Origin of the sequence: Agromyces binzhouensis, assembly GCF_042672355.1 — a bacterium.
Classification (GTDB): Bacteria; Actinomycetota; Actinomycetes; order Actinomycetales; family Microbacteriaceae; genus Agromyces; species Agromyces binzhouensis.
Genome location: NZ_JBHXVJ010000008.1, coordinates 39,965 through 62,929 on the forward strand (window position 1 = coordinate 39,965; position 22,965 = coordinate 62,929).

Below are 22,965 nucleotides of genomic sequence, written 5' to 3' on the forward strand. Positions count from 1 at the left end.
ACGCTTCAGATGGGATCACGCGGCGACGACGTTCGCCGCCTGCAGGCACGGCTGAACGACGTCGGTGGCTTCGGGCTGGCCGTGGACGGCATTTTCGGAGCAAAGACGAGAAATGCGGTTGTCCGGTTCCAGCGAGCCAACGGCCTGGACGACGACGGCATCGCCGGGCCGATAACCCTCGGGGTGCTCGGACTCACAGGCGGCTCGACGGGCCAGCCGACCACGTCCGGTGGGGCGAGCCGTCGCAGGCGGTCGCTGCACATAGGGATCAACGAGGTCGATCCCACTCACTACGGCGGCTGGGACGGGAAGCTGAACGGCTGCGAGAACGACGCGATGACCATGCGCAACATCGCCGTCCGTGACGGATTCACGGCCAGGACGCTGCTCACGTCGCAGGCCACGGCGGCCAACGTCCTGGCCGAGGTCCGTTCGGCCGCTCGTCAGTCGGCACGGGGCGACGTATTCCTGATCACCTACGCCGGACACGGCGCGCAGGTTCCCAACGTGAGCGACGACGATGAGATCGACGACCAAGACGAGACCTGGGTGACCTATGAACGGATGCTGATCGATGACGAACTCGAACTCGCGTTCTCGGAGTTCGCGGCCGGGGTCGATATCGTGCTGCTGTCGGACAGCTGTCACAGCGGCACCGTGTACCGTCGAATGTTCACGCCCGAGCAGCTCGAGTTCTCCGAGCGCAAGAGCGCGTTCTACGGGGGGCTCGCCGCGCCGATCGGCGACGGCGCCCGGTCCTTCCCGACGCCGGCGCCCGTCGGCGGCAGTCGAGGGGCCGAGGCCGCTGGGCAGCGGGAGATCTTCACGACGGCGGCGTCGACATTCCTGGCCGAGTTGAAGGTCGGCGCGGGCTGGACGGCGAACGGACCCTACGTCTCGATCTTCGACCGGTTCGAGCGACTGCGCGCGGCTCGCGGCGCCCGGAGCGTCGTCACCTCACGGCGCTTCCCGACGACCGGCGCAGGGCTGGGCGCCGGGGGCCGAGGTCCGACCGCACCGGTGCTCACGAGGAACATGCCCCTCGGAGTCAACGCCGAGGTCGTCGCACGACATGCCTCGCTCTACTTGGAGCTGCAGGCCGCGGCCCGCGGTCGCGTCGACGTGCGCGCCAACGGCGTGTCGATCTCGGGCTGCCAGGACTCGCAGCTCTCCCAGGAGGTCGGCGGTCACGGGGTCTTCACCACGACGCTCGAACGGGTGTGGAACTCGAGCTCGTTCTCGGGGACGTACAGGCAGTTCCACCAGGCCATCGTGGGACGGATGGGGCCGACGCAGACGCCGGAACTCGGCCTGTGGGGCGCTGATCCCGACTCCTTGGCGGCGAAGACACCGTTCGGGTGAGGCGGCCGCCTGCGCCCGCGGGGCGGGCGGCCGCCTCACACCGGCCGCCCGTCCCGCAGTTCCGCAGCGAGTCGCGTCAGGATTGGGGCGGGCTCGACGTCGAGGTCACGGAGGAGCTTGGATCGCGCGTGCTCGTAGTCCCGAAGCGCCAGCGCGCGATTGCCCTCCAGCACGTGCGCCCTCATGCGCAGTTCGTATGAGGTCTCGCGCCACGGCTCGTCGGCCAAAGCGATGGCGGCCGCCGCGAGCGCGCCTTCGGCGTCGCCGACGTCGAGGAAGCGTCGACCCAGGCCGTCGAGCGCGACGAGGCGCGCCCGCCGTATCCGCTCCTGCTCGAACTCGAGCCACGAGTCGAACCAGCCGGGAAGGAGTTCGGCTCGACGCGTGAACTCCAGCCATTCCCAGAGCTGGGAGCGGCTCGCGCCGCGTTCGACGATGGTCGGTAGCCGTTTCGCGAGAGGGACGTCCACGGTCACCGTCGGTGCCAGGGCGAGCGGATCGGACGATGTGAGCACACCGGGGCATCGCCGGCGGATGTCGGAGAGGTTGACGCGCAGGTTCGCGGCGGCGTGCGAGTGGCTGGCATCGGGCCAGAGCATCTCCGCCAGTTGCCGCCTCGGCAGTGGATCCAACAGCGCGATCGCCGCGATCACGCGCTGGTCGCGCCCGGGGACGGCCATGACGTCGCCGTCGATCAGCAGGCGCCACGTGCCGAGTAACTCCAAGGAGGCGATCTCCCGGTCATCTGCCGCCATGCTGTCACCCCGGTCGGGTCCACGAAGTGGGGTGGGGGCTCGTTCGACCCGAAGGTTACTCGCGCCCGCGGCGCCCCGCAAGGATCGCGGGAGCGTCTCGGCGCCATGGCAAGCGGCGGGCTCGAGCCGCGATCGGGCGGTGCCGGCCGCGGGCGCTCGGGTCCTGCGCGACGCCGGGCCCGAGCTGCGGTCAGCGCCAGAGCACGGCGATCGCGGCGTTCGCGAACGTCAGGATGCCGATCAGCCAGAAGATCGCCGGCGGCACCGAGCCGGTCTTGCGCTGACGCCCGGCGCCGATGCCGAGGAGCGCGCCGATGACGATCAGGATCACGAGCTTCGTGCCGATCTTGGCGTAGTCCAGGTCGTATTCGATGCCCCACGGCGCGGCGAGCGCGAGGCCGGCCACGCCGGCGATCGCGAGGCCCCAGTTCATGAGGCGCGTGATGGCGCGCTTGCCGTTGACGAGTTCGACGACCCACGCGCCGAAGAGCACGGCGAAGCCGACGAGGTGAATGAGCACGACGAGGTGGCGGAGGAATTCCATGCGGTCACGCTATCGCGCGGCCGCGCGTTGCGGTGCGTCGCCGCACGTGACGGTCGAGTGCAGCATCCGGCTGCGATCGGCGGCGGGTGTGATCGGCCGAGGCGGAGCCGTTGCGGGTCTCACCCCGCCAGCGCCGTCAGTTCGTCGGTAGCGCGCCGCAAGGTCCGGTTGAGCACGGATGCCGCGGTCTCGCGGTCCTCTGCGGAGATGTCGCCCCAGAGGCGCCCGACGATCTCCTCCGCGCGCCGTCGGATCCGCGAGTGCAGTTCGCGACCGGCATCCGTGACCGAGAGGCTGCCGGCGGCCTCCGCGAGGAGGCCGCGCTCGGCGAGCGCGTCGAGCAGGGCATCGACGCCGCGCGGCTCGACTCTGAGCGCGGAGGCGACGCGAGCGGAGGACGCCGCACGACCGGCCGGTGCCGACTGCAGCAGGACGGTCAGTGCGACCCACTCGCGCTCGCCGATCCCGCTGCCCTCGAGCAGGCGCTCGAGGATCGCGTTGAGCGTCTTCTCGGTCTGGCCGATGAGGCGGGTGCCGTAGGGGAGTTGGGGATGCATCGATCGTCCTCTCGAATCCGTTGGTGGCACCAACGTAGCAGATCGTTGGTGCCACCAACACTGTGAGGTAGCATCGGCGCATGCCGCCCACCGATCCCGGTCCCGATCCGGATGCCGCGCCCGAGCGGGTGCGCGAACTCGCGACGTGGCGGATCGCGCGACTGCACCGCCGGTCGCACGCGCGCCTCACCGCAGGCTTCGCCGAGCACGGACTCACTGGTCGGCAGTACCGGCTCCTCGCGGCGCTCGTCGAAGCCGGAGCGGCGAGTCAAGTGGAGCTCGGCGAGCGCACCGGCCTCGATCGCAGCGACGTCGCGGGCGGCGTCGACGCCCTGGTCGCCCGTGGGGAGGCGACGCGCTCGCCCGATCCGGCCGACCGCAGGCGCAATGTCGTGACGCCGACGAGTGCCGGCGCCAGCGCGCTCATCGCGCTCGACGCCGTCGTCGCGTCCGTGCAGGACGACGTGCTCGCGCCGCTGTCCGCCGGCGAGCGTGCCGTGTTCGAACGACTGCTCGACCGGTTGCTCGAGGGTGTGCCGCGCGATCCGCGCGACTCGAGGGACTGAGCCGCGACATCGGCGGAGCCGGCCCTCGCACGACGGCGCGCCGGGCTACGCTGGCTGCATCGACGGCTCGGGGGAGGACGGATGCGCGTGCTCGGACAGGTCCTGGTCGCGCTGCTCGCGGTGGTCACGGTCGCCGCTGCGGTGGCCGGGACGACGATCGTGATCGGATTCCGGCGACGCGACCCGCGCGTGCTCGGTCGGTTGGTGCGATGGCAGCGTGAACGGGTGAACCCGCGGGTCCTGGAGACCGCAGGTCTCGCAGGCGATCCGCACTCGGTCGTCCGGCACGTCGGACGCACGACCGGCCGCGACTACGCCACCCCGATCACGGCGGTCCCGGTCGACGGCGGGTTCGAGGTCGTGCTGCCCTACGGCGCCGAGGCCAACTGGGTGCGCAACGTGCTCGCCGCCGGCGCGGCCGTGCTCGAGCACGACGGCCGCCGATACGAGGTCGTCGCGCCAGAAGTCCTCCCGATCAGGTCGACGGGATTCGCGGAGAGGGGAGCCGTCACCGCGCGGGTGTTCGGCCTGACGGAGGCGCTGCGGCTCAGCACCGGAGACGCCGCTGAGTCGGCGCCGCCTCGATCGTGACGACGAACGGACGTCATCCCGGTGCGGGCGGACGCGCGCGCCGCGCCGGCGCAGCGCTCGCCGCCGCCGCCGCCGCGAGCCTGATCGTCGGCTGCGCCGCGACCGCGGCACCCGACGTGACAGGCACGCCCGAGGCATCCGTCGCCGTCGCCGTCGGCACGTTCGCCGCCGTCGGCGACTCGAACACCGATGCCGACAGCCGCGACTTCGCTGCCGGTGACCTCGGTGCTGCTTCCTGGGCGACGTACGTCGCCGACGAGGGGTTCGCGTTCGCCGGCGGCTGGGCGGAGTGGGGAGCGACGACCGAGCGGATGGCGCAGTCGGTCGGGCCCGTCGATGCGGACGTGCTCGTCGTGCTCGCCGGCACCAACGACGTCGCGCTCGGCACCCCGTTCGACGAATCGGCGGCGAACCTCGCCCGGATCGTCGACGCGGTCGGCATCGCGGACGTGGTCGTCGTCTCGATCCCGCCCATGGACGCCCTCCCCGACGGCGCGGAGGCGTACAACGCGCGCCTCGACGACCTGGCCAGCGATCGCGGATGGCGGTTCGTCGACGCCGCCGCGGGCCTGCGGACCGCCGACGGGCGGTTCGGCGCCGGAATGAGCTCCGACGGCGTGCATCCGACGGCCGATGGTGCGCGGATCCTCGGCGCGGCGATCGCCGCGGCGCTGCGAGACGGGTGAGCGCGCGCGCCGGTCGAGGCGTTCTCGTCGACGCCTGGACCGTGATCGTGTCGTCGGCGGACCTCAGCGACAGTCAGCAGATCGGCGATGCGACCGGGCTCCGCGTGGAGGCCGGCGTGCCGGCGGCGATGATCATGCGCCACATGGTCGTCAGCGACGACTTCCACAACGCGGTGCAGGACGTCCCGCGGGACGGGGCGTGGACCTCGGCGTTCGCGACGCTCGGCGAGTACTACCCGGTGAACTCGGTCGTCTGCAACCTGGGCCAGTTCGAGCAGAGGGGGTGGCAGCACGGCGGATGCTTCGTGCCCCCGGTGAGCTGAGCCAGGTCACCGGCGCGCGCTGGGCTGAGCGGGCGGGTCACCCGACCTGCTCGGCCAGCGCCACGATGATGCCCGCGGGTCCGCGGAGATAGCAGAGCCGGTACTCGTCCTGGTAGTTCGCGATCTCGCGCAGCACCTCGCCGCCGTGCGGTCGCAGGCGGGCGAGCGTGTCGTCGAGGTCGTCGACGGCGAACATCACCCGGTGCAGCCCGAGGGTGTTGGGCGGCGGCACCGCGGGTGACGGGGCGGATGCCTCGGGGCGGAGGTACGTCGTCAGCTCGAGCCGGCCGTGGCCGTCGGGCACGCGCATCATCGCGATCTCGCTCCGGATGCCGTCGAGGCCGACGGCCCGGTCGGCGAACTCGCCCTCGATGTGCGCGCGACCCTCGAGCTCCATGCCGAGCTCGGCGAAGAACGCGATCGCCGCATCCAGGTCGTCGACGACGATGGCGACGTTGTCCATGCGCTGGATCGTCATGCGGCGAGCCTAGGCCGACCCGATGGGATCCACGCGCCATCCGACCCATGCATCTTGACGCGCGGCCCTGACGGGGCGATGGTGAACACGTCAACCGCGATGGCGCGGGATGCCGCGCGAGGGAGCGAGCCGCATGGAGACCACGACCGACCTCACCACCGAGCAGATCGCCCGAGCGTTCTCGGGCCATCGATTCGACCTGGCCCTCCAGCATCTCGCGGATGACGTGATCTGGACCTCCGTCGGCGGCGGTCCGCTGGTCGGCAGGAAGGCGGTGGCGAAGGCGATCGAGCGCACGGCCGCCGACCTCGCCGACGTCACGACGGAGTTCCAGCGGTTCCGTTCGGTCGTGGGCGAGGACAGCGTCGTCGTCGATGCGCTCGCACGCTACACCGACGCCGACGGCGGGGTGTCGATCGTGGCCTCCTGCGACGTCTTCGACTTCGCGGCCGACGGCCGGATCACGGAGATCGTGTCGTACATGATCGAGCTGTCGAACTGACGCGCCGGGGCCAGTGTGCCGTCACCCGGCCACGAACGCGGTCTGGGTGAGGCGCTCGGAAGCGTCCCAGATCCGCGCCGCGTCATCCTCGCTCCGAAGCGGAGGGTAGAGCCGCTGCGGTGCGGGCGGCCCGCCGAGGTGGCCGAGCCCGCGAGGGCCGTACAGCGCTCCGCCCTCGGCGGACGGATCGGTCGCGGCCATGAGCGCCGGCAGCGACGCGGAATCGACCGTGCCGACGATGATGCCCCGGGCCGAGAGCGCGCGGATCATCCCGATCGCGCGCGTGTCCGCGTGACGATCGAGCTCGGGGCGCGCGGCGAGCAGGCTCGTCGGGGCGATGCCCGGATGCGAGAGGTTGCTCGTGATGCCCCATCCCTCGGCGCGGCTGCGGCGTTCGAGTTCGAGGCCGAACAGCCCGAATGCGATCTTGGATCGACTGTAGGCGCGCTGCCCGTCGTACCCGTGCTCGGAGTTCAGGTCGTCCCAGTCGATCGCACCCCGACGTGCCGCGATGCTGACCTGCGAGGTCACCCTGGCTCGCCCCGCACGCAACAGCGGTGCGAGGTGCGCGACGAGGGCGAAGTGGCCGAGGTGGTTGGTGCCGAACTGCAGTTCGAATCCGTCGGCGGTGAGCTGCCGGTCGGGCGGCGTCATGACGCCGGCGTTGTTGACGAGGATGTGGATGGGGTGCCCCTCCGCGGCGAGCGTGTCCCCGAGGTCGGCGACGGAGCCGAGCGATGACAGGTCGAGGCGTCGCAGCGAGACCTCGGCGCTCGGAACGCGATCGCGGATCCGCGCGATCGCCCGCTCGCCCTTCCCGGGATTGCGGACCGGCAGGATCACCTCGGCACCCGCCGCGGCGAGTCGCTCGGCGATCCTGAGCCCCATCCCGTCGCTGGCGCCGGTGACGACCGCGCGCCTCCCGGTCAGGTCGGGGATCTCGATGTCGATGGTGCGGTGTGGCATTCGGGTCCTCCTCGTCGTCGGTCACCCCACCGTCGCCGGTCCTCGACACGTCATCCAGAGACCGCCGATCCCCGGTTCGCGAGTCCCGCCCTCCGCTCGGATGGGTGGGACGGATGATCCGTGGCTCCGGACGGCCGAGCGAGGTAGAAACGAAGCAGCACTGCTGAGACGGGGTTCACCATGATCGATCGCGCCGGGTTGGCGGAGTTCCTCCGCAGTCGCCGCGAGGCGCTGCAGCCCGAGGATGTCGGCCTGCCCCGCGGCCCGCGCAGGAGGACCAGCGGGCTGCGTCGCGAGGAGGTCGCGGCGCTGTGCCACATGTCGACCGACTACTACTCGCGGCTGGAGCAGGAGCGCGGTCCGCAGCCGTCGCCCCAGATGCTCGCGTCCATCGCGCTCGGACTGCACCTGTCGCTCGACGAGCGCGACCACCTCTTCCGGCTCGCGGGGCAGAACCCGCCGGCGCGCGGCGAGGTCAGCATGCACATCAGTCCCGGACTGCTGCGCATCTTCGACCGCCTGGACGACACACCCGCCGAGATCGTCACCGAGCTCGGCGAGACGCTGCGGCAGACGCCGATGGCGGTCGCGCTGACCGGCGATGCGTCGGCGTACTCGGGCCCCGAGCGCAGCGTGGGCTTCCGATGGTTCACGGACCCGTCGGCGCGCGATCGCCACGCCCCGGAGGAGCATGCGTTCCTCAGCCGCATGTATGCGTCGGGCCTTCGTGAGATCGTCACGCTCCGCGGGCCGGACTCTCGGGCCGCGCACCTCGCGGGGTTGCTCCTCGAGCGGAGCGACGAGTTCCGACGCGTGTGGGACGACCACGAGATCGGCGTGCGTCCGCACGAGGTGAAGCACTTCATCCACCCCGAGGTGGGCCCCCTCGAGCTGACGTGCCAGCGGCTGATCGACCCCGATCAGGGCCATTCGCTGCTCGTCTACACCGCGATCCCCGGCAGCGAGAGCCACGACCGGTTGAGCCTGCTCGCCGTCATCGGCGCGCAGGCGCTCGGCTGAGCCGTAGCCCGATGACCCCGTGATGACGCCGCCCGCGCGGCATCGGTATCGAGCCCGGGGCGCCGGGTCAGTCGAGCTCGCGGAGCTCGGACGTGCGCTCGCTCGGGGTGTCGCCCGTGTTCACGACGCCCTAGGGCTCGATGAGGATCGCCGAGACCTCGCCCGCGGCCTTCGGGCAGTGCTCGACGCCGCGCGGCACGACGTAGACGTCGCCCGGCCCGAGCTCCACGTCGCCGGCTCGCAGTTGGATGACGAGCTGCCCCGAGAGCACCATGAACAGCTCGTCGGTGTCGGGGTGCGCGTGCCAGGTGAACTCGCCGAGGAGCTTCACGACCTTCACGTCGTAGTCGTTCACGCTCGCGAGCCGGTGGGGCTGCCAGTGCTCCGTGAACGAGTCGAGGGCGTCGTGGACGTTGCGGATCCGGGCGTCGCTCATGGTCCGATCCTCGCCCCGGCGATCGCCTGCCGCAACGCGCGCATTCCGCGTCGCCCTCTTCGGGAGGAATGGGGGCGACGACGAGACCGGAACCCGTCGTCGCCCCCGCACCGTCACCCCTCCGTCGCCGCGACCGGCGCGGCCACCACGGCGAAGGATGCCGCGAGCAGCGCCTCGTCGCGCGAGGAGGGGCCGACCAGCAGCTCGAACGTTCCCGGCTCGACCACGCGCGTGCCGTTCGCGTCGACGAGCGTGCAGTCGGCGACGGCGAGCTCGACGGAGACCACGCGCGACTCGGCCGGTTCGAGGTCGACGAGGCGGTACGCCTTCAGCTCCTTGTCCGCCCAGCTCACCGACGTCACCTCGTCGCGGAGGTACGCCTGCACCAGCTCGCGTACCGGCCGGGTTCCGGTGTTCGTGACGCGGACCTCGGCCCGCACCGTGGCATCGGGCGCGACGGCGTCGTCGAGGATCCGGAGGTCGTCGTACTCGACGGTGGTGTACGTCAGGCCCTCGCCGAACGCGTACGCAGGGCTCTGCGTGAGGTCGGCGTAGCGGGTGCCGTGCTGGCCGCGGATCTGGTTGTAGTAGGTCGGCTGCTGGCCGGCGTGCCGGGCGAACGAGATCGGCAGGCGCCCGCTCGGCTCGACGAGTCCGAGAAGCAGCTCGGCGATCGCCCGCCCGCCTTCCATGCCGGGGTTCGCGGCCCAGACGAGCGCCGACGCGCGCTCCGCCGACGGCGGGAGCACGAGGGGCTTCGAGGCGAGCAGCACGACGACGAACGGGGTGCCGGTCTCGGCGACCGCGTCGAGGAGCGCGACCTGGTCGCCGACGAGTTCGAGCGTCGCGGTCGAACGGCCCTCGCCGACGAGCTCGATGCGGTCGCCGACCACCACGACGGCGAGGTCGCTGCGACGTGCGGCGTCTGCCGCCTCGGCGATGAGCGCCTCGTCGGGTGCGCACGGGACGACCACCTGCGGTCGCGGCTGGCCGTCGGGGAAGAACGCGCCCGCGGGATCCTCGTCGAGGGTCAGGATGCGCGCGCCCTCGGCGTGCTCGACCGTCCAGTCGGCCGGCGTCGCGCGCTGCAGTCCGTCGAGGACCGTCGTGATCATGCCGCGCGGGTGCCCGTCGGGCAGCCAGTCGGCCTGGCCCGACGAGCCGGCCCAGTCGCCGAGCTGCGTCTGCGCGTCGTCGGCGAGCGGCCCGATCACGGCGACGCGGCGGGGCGTGCCGTCCGAGATCGCGCGGCCCGCGGCATCCGGAACCCGCCCCTGCAGGAGCGGGAGCACGCCGTCGTTGCGCAGGAGCACGAGCGACCGGCGGGCCGCCTCGAGGTTGAGCGACGCGTGCGTCGAGCTGCCGACGACCGCGTCGATGCGCGCGAGATCCGGCTTCCGGGGGTTCTCGAAGAGGCCGAACTCGAACTTCAGCAAGAGGATGCGCGAGACGGCGCGGTCGAGGTCGGACTCCGCGAGGAGCCCGCGCTCGATCGCCTCGAGCGCCCCGCGGAAGAAGCCGGGCGTCGTCATGACCATGTCGTTGCCCGCCTTCACCGCGGCGGCGGCCGCGTGGGCGTAGTCGGGCTGCACCTTCTGCTCCCACACCATGCGGCCGACGTTGTCCCAGTCGGTGATGAGCGTGCCCGTGTAGCCCCACTCGCCGCGCAGCACGTCGTTCAGGAGCCACTCGTTCACCGTGATCGGCACGCCGTCGGTGGTCTGGTACCCGAGCATGAACGTGCGGCAGCCCTCCTTCGCCACGCGTTCGAACGGCGGCAGGAACCAGGAACGGAGCTTGCGGCGCGAGAGGTCGGCCTCGCTCGCGTCACGGCCGCCCTGCGTCTCGGAGTAGCCGGCGAAGTGCTTGGCGGTCGCGAGGATCGCCGTGTCGTCGTCGAGCCCGCCGCCCTGGTAGCCGCGCACCATCGCCGAGGCGAGCTCGCCGATGAGGAACGGGTCCTCGCCGAAGGTCTCGTCGATGCGCCCCCAGCGCAGGTCGCGCGCGATGCAGAGCACGGGCGAGAAGGTCCAGTGGACCCCGGTCGCGGCGACCTCCACGGCGGTCGCGCGTGCGACCCGCTCGAGCAGGTCGGCATCCCACGACGCGGCCATGCCGAGCTGGGTGGGGAAGATCGTCGCGCCCTCGAAGAACGAGTGCCCGTGGATGCAGTCCTCCCCGACGAGCAGGGGGATCCGCAGTCGCGTCTGCGCGACGAGCTCGTGGGCGCGTTCGATCCGCTCCGGCGACGCGTGCAGGATCGATCCGACGTGCTGTCGCAGCACCTGGTCCTCGAGGTCCTCGCGGGCGTCGAGCTGCAGCATCTGCCCGACCTTCTCCTCGACCGTCATCCGGGAGAGGAGGTCGGCGATGCGGTCGGCGACGGGGCGGTTCGCGTCGAGGTACATGGGGGTGACGATATCGGCGGTGGTCACGGGTTCTCCTCAGTCCGGGTGGTGGGGCGCACGGCGGTCACGGTGTCGTTGACGTTCAGCCCCTTCTTCTTCATCGCGCGGGCCCGCTCGCCGGCGGACCGCAGGCGCGGGTTGACGTACTCGTCGATGCCGAAGTTGATGAGCGAGAGGGCGACGCCGATGGCCGCGATGCAGAGCCCCGGCGGCAGGTACCACCACCACTGGTTCTGCCGGAACGCGCCCTGCGCGCCGGCCCAGTTCAGGATGGTGCCCCAGTTGTAGGTCGTGACCGGGATGACGCCGATGTACGACAGGGTCGTGAGGGCCAGGATGGCCGCGGTCACCGTGCCGACGAAGCTCGCCGCGATGAGCGCCATGAGGTTGGGGAGCATCTCGACCGTGATGATGCGGCGAAGCGGCTCGCCGTTGGCGCGCGCGGCCTGGATGAAGTCGCGGTTGCGCAGCGACATCGTCTGGGCGCGCAGCACGCGGGCTCCCCATGCCCAGCCGATGAGGCCGAGCACCGCGGCCACGACGGCCAGCGGCGGGTCCTCGAACATCGACGCGACGATGATGATGAGCGGCAGGCCCGGGATCACGAGGAAGACGTTGGTGAGTGCCGAGAGGCTCTCGCTGCGCCATCCGCGGAGGTAGCCCGACATCACGCCGACGACGATCGCGATGAGGGTCGCGATGATCGCCGCGAGGAAGCCGACGACGATCACGCCGCGCGTGCCGTGGATGACCTGGCTCAGCACGTCCTCGCCGATGTGGGTCGTGCCGAGCCAGTGCTCGGCCGACGGCGGCTGGAAGCGCGCGGTGTGGTCGACCGCGGTCGGCGAGTACGGCGCGAGCACGTCGGCGAAGATCGCCACGAGCACGAAGAAGCCGAGGATCGAGAGCCCTGCGATCGACTTGCCGTTGCGGAACATCGCGAAGGCGCTGCCGAGCTTCGACCGGAACGTGGGTCGGTCGTGCGTGGTCTTCGCGGGCGGATCCTCCGTCGTGCGGATCGTCGCGGTCGCGGGTACGCCCGCCGGGCGTGCGGTCGCCGGATCGTTCGTCCGGTCGGTCACGGTGGTGTCCATGGCTCAGGCCTCCGTCTGGCGCGTGCGCGGGTCGAGGAATGCGTAGGCGATGTCGGCGAGGAGGTTCGCCAGCAGCACCGAGAGCGTGATCACGAGGAAGACGCCCTGCATCAGCGCGTAGTCCTTCGCGTTCGTGGCATCCAGCAGCAGCTTGCCGACGCCCGGGTAGCTGAAGACCATCTCCATCACGATCGTGCCGCCGACGATGAAGCCGATCGACAGCGCGAAGCTCTGGATCTGGGGGAGCACGGCGTTGCGCGCGGCGTACCCCCAGAGCACCCGCGTGCGGGGCATCCCCTTCGCCTCGGCGACCATGACGTAGTCCTCGTCGAGCACCGTGAGCATCATGTTGCGCATGCCGAGCATCCAGCCGCCGAGCGAGGCGATGATGATCGTCGCGGCGGGCAGCGTGCCGTGGTGGATGACCTGGCCGATGAACTCGGGCGAGAACTCCGGGCTCATGCCGACGCCGTAGGCCTTGCCGATCGGGAACCAGCCGAGGTTCACCGAGAACAGCGCGATCGCGAGCAGCCCGAGCCAGAAGTAGGGGATGGTGCTGAGGAACGTCGTGACCGGGATCAGCGCGTCGAGCCGGCTGCCACGGCGCCATCCGACGATCGCGCCGCCGATCGTGCCGATCGCGAACGAGACGATCGTCGCGAAGCCGACGAGGCCGATGGTCCACGGCAGCGACTGGCCGATGACCTCGGTGACCGGGCGCAGGCCGTGCAGCAGCGAGACGCCGAGGTCGCCGCGCAGCAGCAGCGCCCAGTAGTCGAGGTACTGCTGCCAGAGGCTCTTGTCGGTGTCGAGGCCGAGGAGCGAGCGCAGCGCCTCCGCCGCCTCGGGGCTGACGTTGCGGTTGCGCGAGAGGTACTGCGTGACGGCGTCGCCCTTCATCATGCGAGGCAGGAAGAAGTTGATCGTGATCGCCGCCCACAGGGTGAAGAGGTAGAACACGGCACGGCCGCCGAGGAACCGCCACGGGATCCGCGAGCGGCCCCTGGTCGCGCGGGTCGCGGTGGTGCCGGCCTCGACGGCGTCGGTCTCGCTGCCTGAGGGCAGGTCGGCGCGCGTCTCGGTCTCGTGGGTGTGGGACTGGGGCTGGACCGCGGTCACAGTGCACCTCCGTCGATGCCGGATGCCGACGCGAAGTGCGCGTCGGGGTCGGGGGATGCCGCCCGGAGCTCCTGCGTGTACGGGTGCTGCGGGTTCAGGATGACGTCGTCCGCGGGTCCGCGTTCGACCACGCGTCCCTGGTTGAGCACGAGGATCTCGTCGCTGAAGTGGCGGGCGGTCGCGAGGTCGTGCGTGATGTAGAGCACTCCGAGGCCCTCCTCGCGCTGCAGGTCGGCGAGCAGGTTCAGCACGCCGAGGCGGATCGAGACGTCGAGCATCGAGACCGGCTCGTCGGCCACGAGCAGCTTCGGCCGGGATGCCAGGGCGCGGGCGATCGCGACGCGCTGCCGCTGGCCGCCGGAGAGCTCGTGCGGCCGCCGGTCGATCACGACGTCCGGGTCGAGCCGGACGCGCTCGAGCAGGCGCCGCACCTCGGCGTCCTCCTCCGATTTCGGCACGATGCGGTCGAGCCGGAGCGGACGCTGGAGGTGGTACCGGATCGAGTGGTACGGGTTCAGGGACGCGAACGGGTCCTGGAAGACCATCCGCAGCTGCTGGCGGTAGGCGCGCAGCCCCGCGCCGCGACGGGGGATCGCGCGACCGTCCAGCCGCACTTCGCCGCTGGTCGGCGTCTCGAGCTGGGTCAAGATCTTCGCGATCGTGGACTTGCCGCTGCCGGACTGGCCGACGAGGCCGATCGTCTGTCCGGATCGGAGCGTGAAGCTCACGTCGTCCAGTGCGGTGATGTGGCCGGCGCCGCGCACCGCGTACACCTTGGTGACGGCGTCGAACTCGAGGAGCGTCATCGCAGCACCATCCCCTTCTCCCCGGTGAGGCGCGGGAAGGACGACAGCAGCGTCTTCGTGTAGTCGTCCTGTGGGTCGTGCCAGATCCGCTCGGCGGTGTCGAGCTCGACGATCTCGCCGTCGCGCATGATCGCGATGCGGTCGCTGATCTCGAGGAGGAGCGGAAGGTCGTGGGTGATGAAGACGACCGAGAACCCGAACTCGTGGCGCAGCGCCGAGATCTGGCGGAGGATCTCGCGCTGGACGAGCACGTCGAGCGCCGTGGTCGGCTCGTCCATGACCATGAGCTGCGGGCGGAGCGCGAGCGCCATCGCGATCATGACGCGCTGCCGCATGCCGCCCGACAGCTCGTGCGGGAACGAGCGGTACCGCTGCGCTCCCACCTTGACGATCTCGAGCAGCTCGACGACGGCGTCCCGACGCTGGGCCCTCGTGAGGCTCGGGCGGTGCACCTCGAACACGTCCTCGAGCTGCGAGCCGATCGTCGCGACCGGGTTCAGCGAGTTCATCGCGCCCTGGAAGACCATCGAGACCTTGTCCCAGCGGAACCGGCGCATCTCGTCGGCCTCGAGGGCGTTGACGTCGATGTCCTCGCCGCTCGCGTCGTGGAAGACGACCGAACCGCTCGTGATCACCGCCGGCGCCTTGAGCAGGCGCTGGACGCCGTAGGCGAGGGTGGTCTTGCCGCATCCGCTCTCGCCGGCGAGGCCCAGGATCTCACCGCGGCGGAGGTTCAGCGTGACGTTCCTGACCGCTTCCACGGCCGGGTCGACGTCGTACACGACCGAGAAGTCGCGGACGGACAGCAACGTGTCGCTCATGGGTGGGGGTTCCCTTCGTGATGCCCGACGTGCGGGCTGATGCCGGCAGAGGGTGGGGCGGATGCACCGGGGTGCACCCGCCCCATCCGATGCGGGTCAGTCGGCCGGCTGCAGCTTCGCCAGGATCTGGACGATGCCGGGCTGCGTCGGGTCGGCCGAGGCGTACTGGTCGTCCTCGGTCGGGAACCCGACGTAGTTCCGGGTGTTGTACTCGCCGAGCAGCGGGTGCGAGCCGAGCGGGATGGCCGGCACGTTCTCGACGAACGCGGCCTGCATGACGGCCAGCGCCGCCTCGCGGTCGGCGTCGGACGACGCGTTGGCGTAGGTGTTCAGCGCCTCGGTGACCGCGGGGTCGTCGAAGCGGCCGAAGTTGAACTGGGCGCGGTCGTCGACGATCCACTTCGGGTCCATCGTCGAGGTGTAGAGGCCGTAGGCGTTGCCGGTGTCCTCGAGCCAGTGGATGATCGCCTGGAAGGTGCCCTCCTGGCGGGCGGCGTCCCAGCCGCCCCAGTCGGGCTGGTCGACCTTGACCTCGATGCCGAGCGCCGCGTCGAGCTCCTCGGCGATGAGCGCCTGCTCGGTGTTCCAGTCGCTCCATCCGGCCGGGACCGAGATCGAGAACGAGACGGCGTCGCCGTCCGGGTCGATCAGCTTCTCGTCCTTCCAGGTGTAGCCGGCGTCCTCGAGGATCCCCTTGGCCCTGTCGACGTCGACCTCGTACTCCTCGCCCTGGTACTCGGGGAGGATCTCGTCCTCGAGCAGGCCGCTGAGGCCGGTCGCGCTCCAGATCGCGGTGCTCGCGCCTTCGCGTGCGATGTCGACGTAGGCCTGGCGGTCGATCGTCCACGCGAGCGCCTGGCGGAGGGCCGGGTCGTCGAACGGCTCGGTCTGGAGGTTCATGAAGAGGGTGCCGGCGCCGGCCGTGGGGGATGCGAGGAAGTGGTTGTCCTCGTCGGCGGCCAGGTAGCTCTCCTCGATCTGCGGGATGAACGCCTGGGCCCAGTCGGCCTCGCCCGAGACGAGCGCGGTGGTGAGGGCGGCGTTGTCGCCGTAGGAGACGTAGTGCAGCTCGGGCACGGCCAGGTCGCCGCCCCAGTAGTCCTCGTTCGCCGTGAGGGTGACCGACTCGGTCGACCAGGTGTCGAGCACGTAGGGGCCGGTGCCGACGGCGAGGCCCTCGCCGGTCAGCGGGTCGGTGTTGGGGTCGTCGATCTCCTCCCAGATGTGCTTGGGCACGATCGGGGTGTGCAGCACGCGCGACTGCGCGATGTACTTCGAGTCGGCGAACTTCAGGGTGATCGCGTCGCCGTCGACGGTCGCGCCCTCGTACTTCAGGCCCGAGGTGTCGGCGAGCCTGCCGGTGAGGAACTGGTCGAAGGTGAAGACGATGTCGTCACCGGTGAACTCGGTGCCGTCGCTCCACTTCACGCCGCTGCGGGGCACGACGGTCAGCTCGGTGTAGTCGTCGTTCCACTCGACCGACTCGGCGAGCCACGGGGTGGTGCCGAGGTCGCCCGTCGGGTTCACGAGCGCGAGCGGCTCGAAGATGACCTTGGCGTAGCCGTACTTCGAGGCGGACGAGTCGCCGAGGTACGGGTTGTGCGATTCGGTGGTGATCGCGCCGTCGGGCTTGGCGATCGTCAGCGCTGCGCCGCTCTCCGCCGGGGTGCTGTCGGTGTTCGCGCCGGCGCAACCGGTGAGCACCAGCGTCGCGGCGATGCCGACGGCGCCGAGGGACGTACTGAGCCTCATTGCTTCTCCTTCGTGTGGGGGCACGACACCGTGCCTGCCTGAAGGGGCGACGCCGGCGTCGAGTGGGTGCGGCGTTAACTTACTATCAAGTAAGTAAGTAACGCAATGCGCCGTTCTCCGCCCGCTCGGGCGTGCGTAGACTCGTGATCCGGCAGGCGAGGAAGGGGGTGCCACCGATGACGGAATCGACGGCGGCTCAGCGTCGGCAGCCGCGATCGCGCCCCGAGACCCTCGCGAAGCGGCGTGACATCCTCGACGCCGCGGTCGAGATCTTCGGGAGCAAGGGGTTCGCGGGCGGAACCCTCCAGGAGATCGCAGACCAGGTGGGCATGACCCACGCGGGGATCCTCCATCACTTCGGGTCGAAGGACCAGCTCCTCCTCGAGGTGCTCAGCCATCGCGACGAGACCGACGTGGCCGATCTCGAGGAGCAGCACATCCCCGGCGGGATGGCGCTCTTCCGGCATCTCGTGCGGACGGCGTTCGTCAACGCCCACCGCGCCGGCATCGTGCAGGCCTACGTCGTGCTGTCGGCGGAGTCGGTGACCGACGACCACCCGGGGCGCGTGTTCTTCCAGAAGCGCTACGAGACTCTGCGCGGCGAGGTCGCCCGCGCCTTCGAGGTCGTGTGCGAGGAGCACGGCGTCGCCGAGCCTGAAACGATCGAACTCGCCTCAGCGAGCATCCTGGCCGTCATGGACGGCCTGCAGGTGCAGTGGCTGCTCGACCCGGACGCGGTCGACCTCGGTCGCGCGTCGGAGTTCGCCATCGAGGCGATCGTCGACTCGGTGGTCTCGCCGTCGCCGTCGCCGTCGCCGTCGCCGCTCGCCTGACGCGCGCAGGCACGTGGGGGCAGGCCGCCCGGTGGTGATCGCGACACGCGCGATTATCGTCGCGGACCGCAAATCATGCCCGGCAGGCCGAGTGGCGAGTCGTTGCTCACAGGCGTCGGTTCGGTGGGCTACCCGCCGCCCACCGAGGGGGACACGAGGATCCGGAGCTGTCGCGGGTGCCGTGATCGCAGGCGCCGTGATTCTAGGTGGTTGGGGCGTTGTCGGCGGGGGTGCGCCGCTCCGCGGTCGATGGCAGGTCGTGGGAGGTGCTCCTTGTGTCCGGTGTCGACGTCGGCGCTGTGCCGTTGGTGTGCTCAAGGAGCGGGATGCCCAGGCTCATCTGGGCGGCGCGCGCGGGCGTGGTCGCCCCGACGGTGAAGCCGGCCGGCAGCTCCTCGCACGAGCCGCCCCCTCCAGGGGCGGCAGCTCGGGCGGCAGGCGTGCCACGCTCCAGAGCAAAGGACGCGCGGCGATAGGTGGCGAAGCAGGAAACCGGAGTGACTCGTTCCGGTGTCTTCTCTTTGTTTCCCTTGTTCTTCCTTTTCTTTTCTTTGTTCTTGGGGGGCATCGTCGTGCGGGATCTCGTCGCGGACTTGAGGTCCGCAGAAATGAGGACTTGTCATCTTAGGGAAGGCGGAGTAATTGTGGCCTCGAATTCCCCCTGCAGAGCCATCGGCGTCGGAGGCCGGTCTGATTGCCGCGCGGAGGGGGAATCGTGATCCAGCAATGGCTCGGCGCTCGGCACGTAGCGTTCATCCCCGTTAGCAATGCACAGGTCGATGTCAACGTGCCGCCGGATTTCAGGGCGCAAGTGCTCGCAAGGGCGTTCTTCGACCCGGATCCCGTCACGGGCTTCGATCGCTCGCTGGCAGCGTATGTGCACGCGATGTCGTCCGGCAGGGCCTCCCTCACAGGAAAGGTCCTCCCTCCGGTTGTCGCGCCAGATGAGGACGTAATTGGAGCAGGGTTGAGGTCGCTCCCGTTCTTGTCGACACCCTTCTTCGACCTGAAGCTGCACCCGTTCGACTTCGCGGTGATGGTCCTCCCGCACGGATTCGGCCCGCACCGCGGCGGATATGCCTGGTATCCGGGGGACGCGGTGAATGGGATGTCGTACTATGCGCGCACGGCGCTCTACCAGGACCCCGGCCTATCAATGCGACAGAGCATCGGCGTCTGGGGCATGGAAACACTGCACATGATCACGCGAATGGGTGACCTCTACTACAGTCTTCCGCCGCTGGGTCGATACGACGTCATGTCGTGCTCCTGCGGCACCCACGCGTCAGCACATACGAAGGGCCTCTTCGGGTGGCTGGCCGACGGCTCCGTCGCGATTCACCAGATCGGCACCACCGCGACGTATCAGGTCCACGCCATTTCGCAGACTCAGCCGCCCCCGCCGGGACGGGTCTCCGCTGTCCGGCTGAAATCCAAGGTCTCACCGGGCTACCTGATGATCGAGGCTCGCGTACGCACCGATCAGTACGAGAATGCGGGCGCCGTGTCGCAGGGCATCCCCGTGGAGGGTGCGCTGATCTATGAAGTCCAAGGAGACACGAAAGTGTTTCTGAAGGCGAGCGGAATCGCGGGTACCGCGACGTTGCAGGGGGAAGGGCTCACCGTGGAGTCAAGCGCGGTACCCGGCGGCTTCGCGATCACCGTCAGATCGCGGCCGACCTCGCGCTGCGCGGAGATTCAGCGGCGACTCGAGGCCCTTCGGACCAGTTTGGAGATCGAAAACGACCCTGTGCGGCGCAAGCAGCTGATCTCGGCGATCGTGCAAACGCAGAACGAACTCCGCCAGCTCAATTGCAGGGTGCCGGACTCCGTATACGAGGGCGTGGTCGGCCGATACCTCGAGGAGCTGCACGCCGTGACTGACGACACGCAGTACGACGCCGAGTGAGGGGACGCTTATGGGAACCGATAATGGCCGGTCGACGGTGCGGTCGATAGGCGAGGGTTCTCACGCAGCTGCAACGGCGGCGTCCGAACTTGGTCGTGACGGAGACTCGCTGATGGGCGAAAGCGAGCGCGACGACGAGGTCGGCGTCGGCGTTGCCCGCGAGCCGGGGCCTCCGCGAGGCATGCCGATGACCACGAACGCGCCGATGAGCTTCGAATACGGTGATCTGTTCTCCTATGGCCTGCCGGAGGGATACGACGCGCGTTGGCAGGACTTCGTCGATCCGCTGCAGACGCTTGAGGCGCTAGTGGATGCGACGATCGAGCGGGTGTCCGAGGGGCAGGACATCGGCCGGATCCGTGCGCGTCTGATGACAGATCCCCAAGCGCTTCTCGCCCCGTCTTATGAGTCGATGCAGGTGTTCCTGTTGGCCTCGGAGGCGTACCGGAAGCGTTTGAGCCGGCGACACGAGCATCCGCTGGTTCGATGGATTGGCCTCGGGATTCTGCTACTGGGAATCGCCGGGGGAGTGGCCGGTCTCCTATTCGCGCCGTTCGCTCTCGCTGGATCGCTAGGTATATCGACACCTTGGGCGGTGGCGATCTCCGCTGGCTTCGTCGTGTCGCTCGGCCTCGCATTCTGGTTCTCGCTCGACGCGTCGATCGACTGGCCCTTCTACCTGAGCGTCGTCCTCGCTGTGCTCGCTGCCATCGCGGGCTGCGTCCTTGCCGCGATGGGAATCGTGGGGCTCTCATGGACGGGGTTCGTTTCGGGATTGGGCATCGCCGCTGTGGTGGCGGCGCTGGGAATAATCGGCGGGCGAGTCTGGTCCCTCTACAGCACGAGCGACGGCGAAAGCGTTCAGAGCGCGTACAACGCGTGGCGCGGAGAGTTGTTCCAGTCGTCGGTCCTTCCTGCGCTCAATGCCGCGATCAACAGCATCTCGACGGATGCCTATTCCCTGAACCTGGATCTGAACCGCCGAATCAATCCGGAGAGTGCCACTGCTGTAGTCGACACCGCGGCCGCGAGCTCGTTGCGCGAGTTCATGGCGGCGCGGACGAAGGGGAGCTTCGCGCTAGCAGGGCCCCGCGGCTCTGGGAAGTCGACCCTGCTTCACCGGTGGGCGTCGGGCGCCTACGCGAGCCGGAGTTCGAACGAGAAGTTGGCGAGGCGGGATCTCATCGTGGAGGTGAGCGCACCGGTTGGCTATGACCAGAAGGAGTTCCTCGTCCATCTGTTCGGACGGCTATGCGACGCGGTGGAGCGGTACGTGCGGCGCTACGAGCCTCAGGCCCTGACGAACGGCAGCGTGTTGACCGGCGCGAGAGCGCGCCGGATGGTGTCCGAACAGGACGTGCGGCAGAGCCGCCGCGAGGTCTCCGACCTCGCGGAGCTCGTGAAGATCGCCCGAGAGGAACGGGACGCGATCCGTTTCGTGCAGAGCACCACGTTCGCCAGAGAGCTCAGCGCGGGCATCGGGTACTCGGGGCTATCGGTCGGCGGCAAGGCGAGTGGGAGCGTCCGTCGCGACGATGTCCCCCTCAACTACCCGGAGCTCGTCGATGAGTTCCGCTGGTTTCTGGAACAAGCGGCACGGGTCATTACGGATGACCCGACGCACGTCAGGCGACTCAGCGCGCTCAGGCCAGGAGGCACGAGGCCGCCGAACACCGAACGGGTGAGGCGCGCTCACGTGCTGGTCGCGATCGATGAGTTGGATCGTATAAGCGACGGCGACCTGGCGCAGAAGTTCCTGAACGAACTCAAAGCGCTCTTCGGAGTGCCGAACTGCTTCTACCTCGTTTCGGTCTCCGAGGACGCCCTCGCTGAGTTCGAACTCGCAGCGATGGGGATGCGCACAGTGTTCGACAGCGCGTTCGATGAAATTATCCGTGTCGATTACCTCCGTCTCAGCGAAGCACGCGCGCTCCTCGATCACCTCATCGTCGGTCTCCCGCGGCCATTTGTTGCGCTCGCCTACGTTCTGTCGGGTGGTCTCGCTCGGCAAGTCGTCAGAATCGCGTATCAGATGGCTGAGATGGGGTACTCCTCCGAAGGCGGCGCCGCGATCGACACGGTGAGCTCCGGCCTCGTGCAGCGCCAGCTCTACCGAACGCTTCGGGCGGCAGTCGATCAACTCTTCGGCATCCTCGGCAGCGGCTCGGGGACGGCCCTTTTCCGCGTCATCGATGACTGGCCCGTTGCTGAGGTGCCCACGGGCGGCAGGCTCCGCGAACTCGAGAGCCGTCTGCGTGCGCTCGAAGTTGAATCCAACGGGAACGTGTCGATTGACGAGTCGGCGAGTGAAGGCAGGGTCGACGCCGTTCTGATCGATGGGTTGAGGGACGAGGTTGCAGCGATGTGCAACTACCTCGCAACCATCCTCGAGACCTTCGACCATGGACTGGACGAGTCAGCGTTCGAGCTCCATCTTCAGCCTGGTGCTGCGCACTTCGATGTACTGGCGCGCGCGCGACGATACCTCGGCGCGAACCCGCGCGCAGCCGATGAGCTGTTGCACGCGTTCCGCTCCGCCAGCACCGAGCGCGAACGCGTCGGGTAGTCGACTCCGCTCGCCCCGTCCAGCCCGCCGCAGCCGAACGCGCGCGAACCCCGCGTGCAGCCGTGAGCTGATCGACACCCCGAACCGGGTGAAGCAAGTCTTCAACATGCTCGTCCTTCCTCTGACCTTCGCCGGAAATCGGTGCGCTTCGGTGCGATCGTGCGTCCAATTCGGCCCGCCAGGGGTGACGGCGGCGCACGCCTCGATTGCGATCGAACGCCGCCCTGCGAAGGCGTCCTCACGCCGTCGCGGCGAGCGCCCGCACGGCGCGCTCGAAGATGGGGCGCACGTCGAGCCCGGGGTCGACGGTGAGGCGGTGCAGGATCAGGCCGTCGCCGAGCGCCATGAGCGCGCGCCCCGCCGGGAGCGGGTCGGGGATGCCGGCGGCGGTGACGAGTCGGTCGGTCCACTGCTCGAACTCGCGGCGCTGGCGCTGCAGCGGCGCGAGGAGCTCGTCGTCGGCCCCGAGTTCGAGGAAGAGTGCGTACCGGGCGCGCGTGCGCACGGCGAACGGGCCGGTCTGCGCGAGCAGCACCGCGCAGAGGCCCTCGGTGATCGTTTCGGGCGTGGGGTCGTCGAACAGCGTGGGGGAGAAGTCGGCGCGTTCCAGCTCGGCCATCCAGTCGATGATGCCGGCGAGCAGCGCCCGCCGGGTGCGGAACCAGTTCGAGGTCGATCCGGGGGGCAGCTCGGCCCGGGCGTCCACCCGGGCATGACTGAGCGCGCGCACGCCCTCCGACCCGAGCAGCTGCACGGCCGCCTCGAGCGCCCGTTCCCTCGTCGTCGGCATGGACACCGTCCCGTCTCGCATCTACTATGGATCTAGTGGATAGCACTATGAAGCTAGTATCCACCGCTGCGGAGGGGGTTC

The 22,965-nt window shown here is 69.7% G+C and carries 24 protein-coding genes and 1 pseudogene; 11 read left to right on the forward strand and 14 right to left on the reverse strand.

Going from position 1 to position 22,965, the window contains the following annotated elements; translation table 11 throughout:
- Nucleotides 1-9: 9 nt before the first annotated feature.
- Nucleotides 10-129 (forward strand): annotated as a pseudogene (locus tag ACFVHK_RS14215) (peptidoglycan-binding domain-containing protein); the annotation flags it as partial.
- A gap of 207 nt (nucleotides 130-336) precedes the next feature.
- Nucleotides 337-1,362 carry a caspase family protein gene (locus tag ACFVHK_RS14220; protein WP_376929520.1) on the forward strand — a complete coding sequence of 342 codons (1,026 nt, stop codon included), beginning with the start codon at nucleotides 337-339 and terminating at the stop codon, nucleotides 1,360-1,362.
- A 35-nt stretch (nucleotides 1,363-1,397) separates the two neighbouring features.
- Here ACFVHK_RS14220 and ACFVHK_RS14225 read toward each other — a convergent pair whose 3' ends face one another.
- The 3 genes from ACFVHK_RS14225 to ACFVHK_RS14235 form a co-directional block, all read right to left on the reverse strand.
- A complete protein-coding gene (locus ACFVHK_RS14225; RefSeq protein ID WP_376929376.1) occupies nucleotides 1,398-2,198 on the reverse strand; it encodes an AfsR/SARP family transcriptional regulator in 801 nt (266 codons plus the stop codon).
- A gap of 109 nt (nucleotides 2,199-2,307) precedes the next feature.
- Entirely contained in the window at nucleotides 2,308-2,661 is a 354-nt protein-coding gene (locus ACFVHK_RS14230; protein WP_376929377.1) for a Fe-S protein, read from the reverse strand.
- Nucleotides 2,662-2,780: 119 nt separating this feature from the next.
- Nucleotides 2,781-3,218, reverse strand: coding sequence for a hypothetical protein (locus tag ACFVHK_RS14235; RefSeq protein ID WP_376929378.1), 438 nt, complete (start codon nucleotides 3,216-3,218; stop codon nucleotides 2,781-2,783).
- A gap of 80 nt (nucleotides 3,219-3,298) precedes the next feature.
- Between ACFVHK_RS14235 and ACFVHK_RS14240 the strand changes: the two genes are divergently transcribed.
- From ACFVHK_RS14240 to ACFVHK_RS14255, 4 genes are all read left to right on the forward strand, one after another.
- Nucleotides 3,299-3,784: a MarR family winged helix-turn-helix transcriptional regulator gene (locus ACFVHK_RS14240; protein WP_376929379.1), complete on the forward strand. Its 486-nt coding sequence runs from the start codon at nucleotides 3,299-3,301 to the stop codon at nucleotides 3,782-3,784.
- An 81-nt stretch (nucleotides 3,785-3,865) separates the two neighbouring features.
- A complete protein-coding gene (locus ACFVHK_RS14245; RefSeq protein WP_376929380.1) occupies nucleotides 3,866-4,375 on the forward strand; it encodes a nitroreductase/quinone reductase family protein in 510 nt (169 codons plus the stop codon).
- The gene (locus tag ACFVHK_RS14250; RefSeq protein WP_376929381.1) at nucleotides 4,372-5,061 is read left to right on the forward strand and encodes an SGNH/GDSL hydrolase family protein; all 690 of its coding nucleotides are present in this window, start codon (nucleotides 4,372-4,374) and stop codon (nucleotides 5,059-5,061) included. Before ACFVHK_RS14245 ends, ACFVHK_RS14250 begins: the two co-directional genes overlap by 4 nt.
- Nucleotides 5,058-5,384: a hypothetical protein gene (locus tag ACFVHK_RS14255; protein WP_376929382.1), complete on the forward strand. Its 327-nt coding sequence runs from the start codon at nucleotides 5,058-5,060 to the stop codon at nucleotides 5,382-5,384. Before ACFVHK_RS14250 ends, ACFVHK_RS14255 begins: the two co-directional genes overlap by 4 nt.
- Nucleotides 5,385-5,421: 37 nt before the next feature.
- On the opposite strand, the gene ACFVHK_RS14260 is transcribed toward ACFVHK_RS14255, so the two are convergent.
- On the reverse strand, nucleotides 5,422-5,862 hold the full coding sequence (locus ACFVHK_RS14260; RefSeq protein ID WP_376929383.1) for a VOC family protein: 441 nt from the start codon (nucleotides 5,860-5,862) through the stop codon (nucleotides 5,422-5,424).
- Between the two features lie 133 nt (nucleotides 5,863-5,995).
- Here ACFVHK_RS14260 and ACFVHK_RS14265 point away from each other — a divergent pair, with 133 nt between their 5' ends.
- Nucleotides 5,996-6,364, forward strand: a complete 369-nt coding sequence (locus ACFVHK_RS14265) for a nuclear transport factor 2 family protein (RefSeq protein WP_129233436.1) — start codon at nucleotides 5,996-5,998, stop codon at nucleotides 6,362-6,364.
- 21 nt (nucleotides 6,365-6,385) lie between these two features.
- Here ACFVHK_RS14265 and ACFVHK_RS14270 read toward each other — a convergent pair whose 3' ends face one another.
- Nucleotides 6,386-7,330 (reverse strand): SDR family oxidoreductase, encoded by a 945-nt coding sequence (locus ACFVHK_RS14270; protein WP_376929384.1) that lies wholly within the window; start codon nucleotides 7,328-7,330, stop codon nucleotides 6,386-6,388.
- A gap of 180 nt (nucleotides 7,331-7,510) precedes the next feature.
- On the opposite strand from ACFVHK_RS14270, the gene ACFVHK_RS14275 reads away from it, so the two are divergent.
- The gene (locus ACFVHK_RS14275) at nucleotides 7,511-8,350 is read left to right on the forward strand and encodes a helix-turn-helix transcriptional regulator (protein WP_376929385.1); all 840 of its coding nucleotides are present in this window, start codon (nucleotides 7,511-7,513) and stop codon (nucleotides 8,348-8,350) included.
- A 130-nt stretch (nucleotides 8,351-8,480) separates the two neighbouring features.
- Here the strand turns inward: ACFVHK_RS14275 and ACFVHK_RS14280 are convergent, their stop codons facing one another.
- The 7 genes from ACFVHK_RS14280 to ACFVHK_RS14310 all read right to left on the reverse strand — a co-directional run bounded on the left by ACFVHK_RS14280 (nucleotide 8,481) and on the right by ACFVHK_RS14310 (nucleotide 16,786).
- A complete protein-coding gene (locus ACFVHK_RS14280) occupies nucleotides 8,481-8,786 on the reverse strand; it encodes a cupin domain-containing protein (RefSeq protein WP_376929386.1) in 306 nt (101 codons plus the stop codon).
- Nucleotides 8,787-8,899: 113 nt separating this feature from the next.
- The gene (locus ACFVHK_RS14285; protein ID WP_376929521.1) at nucleotides 8,900-11,194 is read right to left on the reverse strand and encodes an exo-beta-d-1,3/1,6-glucosidase; all 2,295 of its coding nucleotides are present in this window, start codon (nucleotides 11,192-11,194) and stop codon (nucleotides 8,900-8,902) included.
- Nucleotides 11,195-11,217: 23 nt separating this feature from the next.
- Nucleotides 11,218-12,288: an ABC transporter permease gene (locus ACFVHK_RS14290; protein WP_376929387.1), complete on the reverse strand. Its 1,071-nt coding sequence runs from the start codon at nucleotides 12,286-12,288 to the stop codon at nucleotides 11,218-11,220.
- Between the two features lie 3 nt (nucleotides 12,289-12,291).
- The gene (locus tag ACFVHK_RS14295) at nucleotides 12,292-13,407 is read right to left on the reverse strand and encodes an ABC transporter permease (protein WP_376929388.1); all 1,116 of its coding nucleotides are present in this window, start codon (nucleotides 13,405-13,407) and stop codon (nucleotides 12,292-12,294) included.
- Nucleotides 13,404-14,213: an ABC transporter ATP-binding protein gene (locus ACFVHK_RS14300; protein ID WP_376929389.1), complete on the reverse strand. Its 810-nt coding sequence runs from the start codon at nucleotides 14,211-14,213 to the stop codon at nucleotides 13,404-13,406. The genes ACFVHK_RS14295 and ACFVHK_RS14300 overlap by 4 nt, the downstream gene beginning before the upstream one ends.
- Entirely contained in the window at nucleotides 14,210-15,034 is an 825-nt protein-coding gene (locus tag ACFVHK_RS14305) for an ABC transporter ATP-binding protein (protein WP_376929390.1), read from the reverse strand. The genes ACFVHK_RS14300 and ACFVHK_RS14305 overlap by 4 nt, the downstream gene beginning before the upstream one ends.
- 96 nt (nucleotides 15,035-15,130) lie before the next feature.
- The gene (locus ACFVHK_RS14310; RefSeq protein WP_376929391.1) at nucleotides 15,131-16,786 is read right to left on the reverse strand and encodes an ABC transporter substrate-binding protein; all 1,656 of its coding nucleotides are present in this window, start codon (nucleotides 16,784-16,786) and stop codon (nucleotides 15,131-15,133) included.
- A gap of 176 nt (nucleotides 16,787-16,962) precedes the next feature.
- On the opposite strand from ACFVHK_RS14310, the gene ACFVHK_RS14315 reads away from it, so the two are divergent.
- Entirely contained in the window at nucleotides 16,963-17,619 is a 657-nt protein-coding gene (locus ACFVHK_RS14315) for a TetR/AcrR family transcriptional regulator (RefSeq protein WP_376929392.1), read from the forward strand.
- Nucleotides 17,620-17,821: 202 nt separating this feature from the next.
- Here the strand turns inward: ACFVHK_RS14315 and ACFVHK_RS14320 are convergent, their stop codons facing one another.
- A complete protein-coding gene (locus ACFVHK_RS14320; RefSeq protein ID WP_376929393.1) occupies nucleotides 17,822-18,187 on the reverse strand; it encodes a hypothetical protein in 366 nt (121 codons plus the stop codon).
- A gap of 147 nt (nucleotides 18,188-18,334) precedes the next feature.
- Here ACFVHK_RS14320 and ACFVHK_RS14325 point away from each other — a divergent pair, with 147 nt between their 5' ends.
- Both ACFVHK_RS14325 and ACFVHK_RS14330 read left to right on the forward strand, forming a co-directional pair.
- Nucleotides 18,335-19,528 carry a hypothetical protein gene (locus ACFVHK_RS14325; RefSeq protein WP_376929394.1) on the forward strand — a complete coding sequence of 398 codons (1,194 nt, stop codon included), beginning with the start codon at nucleotides 18,335-18,337 and terminating at the stop codon, nucleotides 19,526-19,528.
- A gap of 112 nt (nucleotides 19,529-19,640) precedes the next feature.
- A complete protein-coding gene (locus ACFVHK_RS14330) occupies nucleotides 19,641-22,094 on the forward strand; it encodes a hypothetical protein (protein WP_376929395.1) in 2,454 nt (817 codons plus the stop codon).
- A 238-nt stretch (nucleotides 22,095-22,332) separates the two neighbouring features.
- Here ACFVHK_RS14330 and ACFVHK_RS14335 read toward each other — a convergent pair whose 3' ends face one another.
- The gene (locus ACFVHK_RS14335) at nucleotides 22,333-22,884 is read right to left on the reverse strand and encodes a TetR/AcrR family transcriptional regulator (RefSeq protein ID WP_376929522.1); all 552 of its coding nucleotides are present in this window, start codon (nucleotides 22,882-22,884) and stop codon (nucleotides 22,333-22,335) included.
- Nucleotides 22,885-22,965 lie beyond the last annotated feature (81 nt).